The 9,100-nt window shown below is 40.9% G+C and carries 8 protein-coding genes and 4 pseudogenes; 8 read left to right on the top strand and 4 right to left on the bottom strand.

Annotation, left to right across the window (positions count from 1 at the left end; genetic code table 11):
* Nucleotides 1-177 precede the first annotated feature (177 nt).
* From HU824_RS18335 to HU824_RS18365, 8 genes and pseudogenes are all read left to right on the top strand, one after another.
* Nucleotides 178-342 (top strand): annotated as a pseudogene (locus HU824_RS18335) (type II toxin-antitoxin system HigB family toxin); the annotation flags it as partial.
* A 263-nt stretch (nucleotides 343-605) separates the two neighbouring features.
* Nucleotides 606-890, top strand: coding sequence for a transposase family protein (locus HU824_RS19920; RefSeq protein WP_246866957.1), 285 nt, complete (start codon nucleotides 606-608; stop codon nucleotides 888-890).
* On the top strand, nucleotides 891-1,739 hold the full coding sequence (locus HU824_RS18340; RefSeq protein ID WP_369692710.1) for an ISAs1 family transposase: 849 nt from the start codon (nucleotides 891-893) through the stop codon (nucleotides 1,737-1,739). It abuts the gene before it with no gap.
* Nucleotides 1,740-1,866: 127 nt separating this feature from the next.
* Nucleotides 1,867-2,016 (top strand): annotated as a pseudogene (locus tag HU824_RS18345) (type II toxin-antitoxin system HigB family toxin); the annotation flags it as partial.
* 11 nt (nucleotides 2,017-2,027) lie between these two features.
* Nucleotides 2,028-2,390 (top strand): type II toxin-antitoxin system HigA family antitoxin, encoded by a 363-nt coding sequence (locus HU824_RS18350; RefSeq protein WP_136010795.1) that lies wholly within the window; start codon nucleotides 2,028-2,030, stop codon nucleotides 2,388-2,390.
* A gap of 164 nt (nucleotides 2,391-2,554) precedes the next feature.
* Nucleotides 2,555-3,154, top strand: coding sequence for a hypothetical protein (locus HU824_RS18355; RefSeq protein WP_176469637.1), 600 nt, complete (start codon nucleotides 2,555-2,557; stop codon nucleotides 3,152-3,154).
* Nucleotides 3,155-3,156: 2 nt separating this feature from the next.
* Nucleotides 3,157-3,474: pseudogene (locus tag HU824_RS18360) on the top strand (head fiber protein); the annotation flags it as partial.
* Nucleotides 3,475-3,816: 342 nt separating this feature from the next.
* Nucleotides 3,817-4,530 carry a hypothetical protein gene (locus HU824_RS18365; protein WP_136010807.1) on the top strand — a complete coding sequence of 238 codons (714 nt, stop codon included), beginning with the start codon at nucleotides 3,817-3,819 and terminating at the stop codon, nucleotides 4,528-4,530.
* 164 nt (nucleotides 4,531-4,694) lie between these two features.
* Here the strand turns inward: HU824_RS18365 and HU824_RS18370 are convergent.
* From HU824_RS18370 to HU824_RS18385, 4 genes and pseudogenes are all read right to left on the bottom strand, one after another.
* A pseudogene (locus tag HU824_RS18370) lies at nucleotides 4,695-5,453 on the bottom strand (transposase); the annotation flags it as partial.
* 138 nt (nucleotides 5,454-5,591) lie between these two features.
* Nucleotides 5,592-7,601, bottom strand: coding sequence for an alpha amylase C-terminal domain-containing protein (locus tag HU824_RS18375; protein ID WP_136010808.1), 2,010 nt, complete (start codon nucleotides 7,599-7,601; stop codon nucleotides 5,592-5,594).
* Between the two features lie 30 nt (nucleotides 7,602-7,631).
* Nucleotides 7,632-8,078, bottom strand: coding sequence for a YhcH/YjgK/YiaL family protein (locus HU824_RS18380; RefSeq protein ID WP_136010809.1), 447 nt, complete (start codon nucleotides 8,076-8,078; stop codon nucleotides 7,632-7,634).
* A 42-nt stretch (nucleotides 8,079-8,120) separates the two neighbouring features.
* Entirely contained in the window at nucleotides 8,121-8,786 is a 666-nt protein-coding gene (locus HU824_RS18385; RefSeq protein ID WP_136010810.1) for a DUF2461 domain-containing protein, read from the bottom strand.
* Nucleotides 8,787-9,100: the final 314 nt, after the last annotated feature.

Below are 9,100 nucleotides of genomic sequence, written 5' to 3' on the forward strand. Positions count from 1 at the left end.
TGTTTATCAGTAAGGTTAGTTGAGTATTGTTCCATAACTCTAATTGATTGACACTCATAAAGCTACAAATAAACCTCCAATTAACCTACTGATTTACAATATATTATTCATTGCAATAACGTTTATCCTCAATAAATTTTAAACAGCTTCTATATTTTTGCATCAAATAAGAGAGGTATGAGAATTGTATCACATAGAAAATTGAAAGAGTTCTACGAGACGAAAGGGTATGAGGATTCACGCATAGCCTTAGAACGTTGGTATGATATAGCGGAAAAAGCTGAATGGAAGAACCTATCAGACATTAAAGTGGATTTTCTTTCAGTTGATTATCACGGCTCTTTCATTTAAAATCGGTCGAAGTTTACGAAAATAGTGGTATTTTATAGCGAAAATGTCTACCTTTGCACACAGCGATGCCGAAGCACCGCCTTCGGTGTTTCTTTATCATAAAATTAAAATTTAAAAAAGAGGCGGAGTGGTCGAGAAGGCTCTTCTGCCTCGATTTTCGCTACGCGAAAATACGCATTATTCGCCTGATATGCAATATTTTCGGTTTAATATATATTAAAAAGAAACATCGTTTTTACCCTGCGTGCAGCATAATGGACAGACTGGTTGATTTTGCCTCGTCAGTGCCGGATTTCCGCAGAACAGACAAGGGAAACCACCGTCACAGACTCCGGGATATCATAATGCTGATGGTACTTGGTCGTGCCTCTGGATTTGTCGGTCGTGCTGATATAATTGCTTTCGGCAAACACAATATCAAAAAGTTCCGCAAAATGGGGATGTTGAAAAATGGAGTACCGTCCGAAGCGACCCTTTGCCGAGTAGATAGTGGGATAAATGACTGCGCCATGGCCGACAGGATGCAGGAACTTGTCTAAGTGTTTCATGCTCAGTTGTGTAGCCGATTAGGGCGGGAGATAATCTGTATTGACGGCAAGGCCGAGCGGGGCACGGTTCTGGCGAACGGACGAAATCTGGATATCGTGTCGGCTTACTCGTTCAACACAGGCATAACGCTGGCAACAGAGGCCTGTCCGGAGAAAAGCAATGAAATAAAGGCTATCCCACAACTTATCGACAAACTTGATTTTGCCGGAAAGACTGTGACAGCCGACGCCATGTCCATGCAAAAGGACATCATAGACAGGATAAGAGGTAAAGGTGCTGATTTTCTCATTGAACTCAAGGCCAACCAGCCTTCGCTACGTTACGGAGTGGAAGACAGACTCAAAGAGTATAAGCCGCTATATTCTTATACTGATGGTCCCGAACTCGGTCATGGAAGAATCGAGACAAGAACATACAACATATATGATGGTCTCGAAATTATTGCCGACAAGGAGAAATGGGGCGGAAACATGACGATTATAGAATACATGGCCCAGACCGTCAGAAAGACGACCGCGATAAATACACGTGAAAAACGTCTGTATGTGAGCAGTCTGCCGGCTGACACGCCCTCCATGGGTTCCATTGTGCGCCATCACTGGTCGATAGAAAGTATGCATTGGGGACTGGATGTAAATCTGCTGCAAGACAAGGTGAAGCGCAAGTCGGCAAAGGCCGCCCGCAACCTTGATACAATACAAAGAATTGTCTACTCGGTATTTTCTATATGGAAAGGGTTGCGCAAAAAGCGATCTGACAAGAGAAAAGGCGTGGCAGAACTTATGCGCCATGTCTCAATGAGTTTTACCCGATTAATGCGGTTTCTTTGCCAAAAATGAAATAAATCTGATTTTTAGAAAAAGATAACTGCTTGAAGTACAATCATAAAAAAATCACCCGATTCTCAACAAACCGGGTAAGGGATAATATGTCTTTATTTTTATCTTAAATGAAAGAGCCGTGGTTGATTATGTAGGTAATCAACACTATGTATTCAATATCAGAGGCAACAACTATCGGTTGGTTGTCGTTGTTAAGTTTACAATTGGGTATGTCTTCATTCGCTGGGTTGGTACTCATAAAGATTACGATAAGATAGATTGTTCAACCATTTAAGAGATAGAAGTATGAATAAAGTAACAAAAGAACAGTATGAATTTGCTTTGGCGAGAGTGGAGGAACTTCTGCCATTGGTTGATGACAATACGCCTTCAAATGATAAGAATGCGGTGGAGCTTACACTTATGTCCGATATTGTGATAGCATATGAAAAAGAACATTATCCGATAGAAAAACCGACTGTTGCGGAATTGATAGAGCTATCTCTTGAAGAGAAAGGGATGAGTCAAAAGCAACTTGCTGGTGAGATTGGTATAAGTCCATCGCGTGTGAATGACTATATTTCTGGACGTTCGGAACCGACCCTCAGAATTGCGAGATTGCTATGTCGAGTGCTGAATATACCTCCAGCCGCGATGTTGGGTTTCTGATTAGTTCATAAGAAGAATATTTAGGTGTGACTGTTATCACGCCTTTTTTTATACAATTTTACGACAATCGTTTTATTGTCGTGTATCACCTATCTGATAATTTTTCATCTTCTTTATAAATAACGAAATTTACCGTAGAAATTTATAAATCAAATTCATACGGTATGACAATCTTAGAACAAATCTTGGCAGGGCTACAACAGAAATTCGCTGGGGTGGACACTGCTATCTTGACCCGAATAGCTACTAAAAAGGCAGAGGGTGTAACGGACGAGACAAAGGTAAACTCCGTTGTTGAGGGTATCAGTTTTCCGGACGTGCTTAATTCCTATGGTGATTTCCGTGCCGGGGATGCTTCCAAGACCGCAGTTTCCAACTACGAGAAGAGACATAACCTTAAAGACGGTAAGCCAATTGAGACTACCACAACCACCAAAACGGAAGAAAATAAAGACGATGTGCCTGCATGGGCGCAAGCCTTAATTGATTCCAACAAGAGCCTTTCTGACAAGCTAACACAGTTTGAAATGGAAAAGGCTCAAGCAACACGTAGCCAGCAGATTTTGGCAAAGGCTAAGGAATATGGTATTCCCGAAAACTACGCCAAACGATGCGCCATTAAGGACGATGAGGACTTGGATGCATACTTCAAGGGCGTAACCCCTCCCGAAACGGCGGAAGAGAAGATTGAGAAAGAATCTGAATCTATCGCTAAGATGATTGACGAGAGAACGAAAACTATTGTTGAACAAAACAAGAATTAATTATGTCATCAGGATTTAAGTATGACTTAGTTCCGCCCGTTGAGCAAGAGGAACGCCACGATGTCCAGACCGGTATTCGTAGACGTGGCCCGTTCAAACTCGACACGCAGAACCTGGTAGTGGGAAGTTTTCTTTCTGGATTTACGCCGATTTGTGCGGACTTGAAAAACAAGTTCGCTTATGCGGTAATCAATGTGAGAGTTGTGGAAGCCTATACTACTGGTGGAGAGGCTTTGTCTATCAAGATAGCAAAGGATTCTCTGGCTTATGTGGGCATGTTTATCGGAAGCGGCAAGAAAGGTGCAGAAGTAACGGCAATGATATGATCTTGTCGCTTTTTGTTCCGGGAATGGCTACTGCCAATGTATCTTTGCCTCCATGGCCGTCTTTATTGGTCAGGAACGTCTCCAAAATAAATTTGATATATTTGTAGACCTTTGATTATCAATAATGGAACTAGTTTCTATATCGTACTGGTATGGGTAGAGGGAATTGTTCCACTAAATAAAAACTTAAATGGAAAAGCCGTGTTCAGATATTTCTTTTACGTAAAATAACACTTGTTATGACTGTGCTAAAAACCTTAAAAGAAGTAAAAAGTTTTTGCTTCTATGCCATTGTAAACTAACTTTGAAAATCAACTTTTAAATGAATTAAAGCATATGAAAAAATTAATCTTATCTATCGCACTATGTTGTGCAGCTACGAGTTTCTTTGCGCAGAATGCTGACCCTGCCCAGTTGGTCAATGATGGTAAAGCTGCTCTTGAGGCTAAAAATTATCAGGAAGCTTACACAAAATTTAGTACTTATCTGACACAAACAAACAATCAAGATTCTGTAATTGCATATAACTGTGGTGTTTGTGCCGATAAGATTAAGAAACCTGCCGAAGCTTTGAAGTATTTTGATATTGCTGTGCAGAAAAAGTATAACTTGGCAAATGCTTACATAGGTAAAGTCAGCGCTTTGAAAGATTTGAAGAAAAATGATGAGTATATTGCTACTTTAAAGGAAGGATTGGAAGTAAATCCCGGTAATAAGACTTTGACTAAATTGTATGCCACTTATTACGTAAATCAAGGTATTATGGCGCAGAAAGCCAAAAAGATGGATGCAGCCGAAGAAGCATTTAAACAGGCCATAGCTATCCAAGCAGATAATGTAAATGCGCTTAATAGTCTGGGTTCTTTATATTATAGCAAGGGTGCCAATACCATGAAAACAGATGTAGAAAAAGCAAAAGTTGAATTCAAGGAAGCCAAAGAATATTTGGGTAAACTTATTCCATTGCTCTCTGTAGACAAACCAGCTCAAAAGAAGATGATGGATAATGCAAAAACAATGTTGAACTTCATCGACAGTCAATTGAAATAAAAGGCTCCTAAATAAAAAGAGGGGGATGTGTCAAAACTAAGGCACATCCCCTTCTTTTTTTGTCTAAAATAGTCGTTCTTCTTTTTTTTGTCTATGCGACTATTTTTCCAGTAATTAGGTAATAAGGCTTAATATTCGTCGTATTTTGAGTCACACGTGGTCTGATTATATCCGGGTTTGGTCTGCCCATTTCTCATGGCGTCTTCTTTCATGCGCATGAAGGTGGCATCAGGATTGGTCTTGGAGTAAGAGTTGCGTTCTCCAAGAGTATCAAGATGGTTGTCGTATTCCATCAACTTGTCACGGTACTGCTCAAGTTCCCGGACCTGTTTCTTCTTTTCCCGGATGACTTTCTTTTGTTCCTTGTCCTTTGTTACAGGCTGGTGTTCCAGCACCTCTTTAAGTCCATTCACTATATCTGAGAGCATGGCGGGAGTGAACTCTACGGGTGTGTCTTTCATGGAGTTCTCTTGGGCTATGACTTCATCCACCTGCTCCAGGAGAATGCGGATCTTATCCATCAGCTTTGTACCATTGTCGGCAAGGACAAGAACCAACTGCGTGAATACGGTATTTATTTCCTTTTCTACACGGTTTCAAAAACGGTTGATGGTAATAAAATCCGGATGTTCATTACCGGAAAGCCGGATATAATGAATGTCACGCAGGAGAAGCTTCTCTATTTTCCGGCACGAATAGATATTGTTCATGTAGGCATAGATAATCACTTTAAGCATCATTTCAGGATGATAAGGACAACGACCGGTTGCCTTATAAAGCTTCTTGAAATTGTCAAGATTGAGGTTATCAACAACAGTATTAACTATGCGAACCGGATTGTTCGCTGCTATGTTTTCATCAATTCTTCCGGGAAAAAGAACTGTTGGGTTGGGAATGTAAGGACGAAAATGTAACTTTGCCATAACGAAAAACTTTATGCCTAAAGACACAAAAACTTTGGGTAATAACAAAGCCCGGGCTTGTGAAAGTCGGGGCTTTGTGCATAAAAAGAGGTTGTGCCAGCGTTTTGACACAACCTCCTTTTTTGTATTATGAAATGACTACTTGGTTCTTCTCAGCACAACGGCTGTACGTGCCGGTATGTAAAGCTTTAGCCACTCCTTCTTGTCTTTTTTGTAAAGTGGGTCGTGGATGGTAAAGTGCTTGATGGTATCATCTGTTAAACCATTACCTCCATAATTTGGATTATCAGTATTCAAAATAACTTCATAGGTTCCGGCAGGAACCAAGAAACCGTAATCAGTAAAAGACTGTTTGGGGTTGAAGTTGAATACAAAAATCAAATCTTTACGCATATAGGCCAATATCTGGTCACCGTCATTGTGCCATATTTCTTGGACCGGAGTAGCCTGAAAATTCTTTATGCTTTTTACAACTCCCAACATCGCAGCATCAAAGTCACCCATATAATGGTATGCCAGGTTTTTATTATCCACCAAATCCCATTGACGGCGGGCATATTTGCAAGACCAGCCGTTACCTTCACGGGGGAAGTCAATCCATTCCGGATGTCCGAATTCATTGCCCATAAAGTTAAGATAACCACCGTTGATAGTAGTTGTAGTCAGTAAACGTATCATTTTATGGAGAGAAATACCCCGATTTACGGTATAGTTCTCGTCTCCTTTCTGCATGTGCCAGTACATATCCGCATCAATCAGACGGAAAATGATGGTTTTGTCACCCACTAAAGCTTGGTCATGGCTTTCCGCATAGGAGATGGTCTTTTCATCTTTGCGGCGGTTGGTCACTTCCCAGAACATGCTGGATGGCTTCCAGTCTTCATCTATTTTTTCTTTGATTGTCTTAATCCAATAATCGGGAATATTCATGGCCATGCGGTAATCAAACCCGTAGCCGCCATCTTCATATTTAGCTGCAAGTCCGGGCATTCCCGACACTTCTTCGGCAATGGTAATGGCTTTGGCATTGACTTGATGGATAAGCCGATTGGCAAGTGTCAGATAACAAATGGCATTGTCGTCTTGATGTCCGTTGAAATAATCTCCATAATTACAGAACGCTTCTCCCAAGCCATGACTATAATACAACATGGAGGTTACTCCGTCAAAACGGAAGCCATCGAAATGATATTCCTCCAACCAGAATTTACAGTTAGATAGCAGGAAATGAATAACTTCGTTCTTGCCGTAATCAAAGCAAAGTGAATCCCAGGCTGGGTGTTCCCGGCGTCCACCAGGATAGAAATATTGGTTAGGATCACCGGCAAAGTTACCTAAGCCTTCCACTTCATTTTTCACTGCGTGTGAATGGACAATGTCCATGATAACTGCAATCCCCATATTATGGGCTGTATCAATCAGCTCTTTCAGTTCCTCTGGAGTACCGAAACGGGAAGATGCTGCAAAGAAACTGGAAACATGGTATCCGAAACTACCATAGTATGGATGTTCTTGAATAGCCATAATCTGTATGCAGTTATATCCCTCTTTGGCGATACGGGGAAGAATCTTTTCCTGAAACTCCTTGTAGCTGCCCACCTTCTCTTCCTGCTGAGCCATACCGATATGGCACTCATATATCAACAAAGGATCCGTAGACGGCTTGAAAGACCGCTTTTTCATTTTATACGGTTTCTCCGGAGCCCAGACCTGGGCACTGAATATTTTAGTCTGCTCATCCTGAACGACACGTGTAGTCCATGCAGGGATACGTTCGCCGCAACCGCCATCCCAATGTACCATCAGTTTGTACAAATCACCGTGTTTTATGGCATTGGCAGGAAGTTTGATTTCCCAATTGCCGTTTGCTTTGCGTTTCAGGCTGTATTTCTTTTCTTCCTTCCAATCATTAAAAGTTCCGACTATAAATATCTGGGTTGCATTGGGCGCCCATTCGCGGAAAACCCAGCCGTCGTTAGTTCGATGCAGACCGAAATATAGGTATCCGGATGCGAAATCAGATAAGGTTAGCTTTCCTTTATTGGTCAGTTCCAATTCTTTGTCTATGGCATGTTGATGACGTCCGTTGATGGCATCGGCAAAAGGTTCCAGCCATGGGTCATTCTTGATTAAATTCAATGTTTCCATAAAAAGGATGAGTTTTGGATATTGATAAATTTACGCTTTAACTTTCACAATCACTTTCTTTACACCGTAAGGAGTAATGCCCGGGGCGTGCCCATCTTGAGGGAAAAAGATGGTAAACATACCAGGCTTTACTGTAATGTAGTCCTCTGCCAGTCCCTCAAAAAAAGTGATGTCTTTTTCCGCATTGTAGGGGGCATCAACGGGGAGGCAGTCTTTAGCAGCAGTATAACCCATTATCTCTGTACCGGATAATGGAATCTGGATATCAATATAGTCTTTATGGGTTTCCAGTTTGGCATTCTCTTTTTCTTTTGGATTTGTCTGGACCACGTTGACCAGCAAGTCCTTTCCTCTCAGTTCGGTCTTGCCGATTTCCAAAGAGTGCAGGTCATGTGATTTTAAAAAATCAATGGCCTGCTCAAACAGAGGATGCAACAACGTATATTTTTCTATGTTTTCAAGTCTGTCTATAACCATAATTTAAATGTTTTAAGTTAGTTATACTATATAATAGGTAAATTATTCAAAGTCGTCTATGGTGTAATTCACAAAATCGGAAAAACGCTTCATCTGCTTGAAGATGTCATCCATACAATCCAAAAAGTCTGGAGCAAGAAAGAAGCTATCCAGTTGGTAGCAGGCAACTGTATACTCTTTACACTGAAGGTATTTCAGATAGGGATAGTCCTTTGGAAATCCTTTTGGAGCCGTTTTAAGAAAATTTTCTCCGATGACGGGAAAGTATTGCTTGAAAGCGGAATCTTCCACTATACTACGAAACTCATCCATATTGTCATATACCGCTTGTCGCAGAGCTCTTAACAATGGCGGAGGAGGACAATAACTACCACCGGCCAACATGCAGTTTCCCGGCTCCAAATGCACGTAATAGCCACAATGGTTGGACTTCTTTCCTTTCGCATTGATATAGCCTCCCAGATGGGTCTTATAGGGAGTTTTATCTTCGGAAAAGCGTATATCGCGATAAATGCGGTATGTGCAGTCCTTTGCTTCTATACCGCGGATACTTTCATCAAACAAAGAGATACGGGAGATAATTATTGTAAGCAAGTTCTCAAACTCGCTACGGGCGAATTCATACAGTTCCCGATGAGAATTGAACCATTCACGATTGTTGTTTGCAGACAGTTCTTTCAAAAATTGAAATATAACAGGGATATTCATATCATATTCTTTCCTTATTATCTGCCAAATTTACGGATAATATTTCTAACATGCTACAAAGAAGGGTAAAAAAAAGCATCGGCTCTGGTAAACCGATGCTCCTTACACATTTATCAATCAAACAGACGCTCCTGTTTTTGATGTACTTACTTATCACAAGCGGGTACGTCCTTTTAATTAATCTTATCATTAGTGTCCAATAAAAATGGACGAGTTAAAAAATTAATCAAATAGTCCTTCAAAAAGGGGATAATCGAGTTCTTTGATATCGTTGAAATCAGTCTTATCGAACAGGTCACGTAAGTTCGTTTTGT

Origin of the sequence: Bacteroides sp. L10-4 (assembly GCF_013373675.1) — a bacterium.
GTDB lineage: Bacteria > Bacteroidota > Bacteroidia > Bacteroidales > Bacteroidaceae > Bacteroides > Bacteroides muris.

Coding starts and splice junctions, on each gene's coding strand:
- HU824_RS18365 (WP_136010807.1), top strand. CDS start 3,817: ATGAAAAAATTAATCTTATCTATCGCACTATGTTGTGCAGCTACGAGT.
- HU824_RS18385 (WP_136010810.1), bottom strand. CDS start 8,786: ATGAATATCCCTGTTATATTTCAATTTTTGAAAGAACTGTCTGCAAAC.
- HU824_RS18355 (WP_176469637.1), top strand. CDS start 2,555: ATGACAATCTTAGAACAAATCTTGGCAGGGCTACAACAGAAATTCGCT.
- HU824_RS18375 (WP_136010808.1), bottom strand. CDS start 7,601: ATGGAAACATTGAATTTAATCAAGAATGACCCATGGCTGGAACCTTTT.
- HU824_RS19920 (WP_246866957.1), top strand. CDS start 606: ATGGACAGACTGGTTGATTTTGCCTCGTCAGTGCCGGATTTCCGCAGA.
- HU824_RS18350 (WP_136010795.1), top strand. CDS start 2,028: ATGAATAAAGTAACAAAAGAACAGTATGAATTTGCTTTGGCGAGAGTG.
- HU824_RS18380 (WP_136010809.1), bottom strand. CDS start 8,078: ATGGTTATAGACAGACTTGAAAACATAGAAAAATATACGTTGTTGCAT.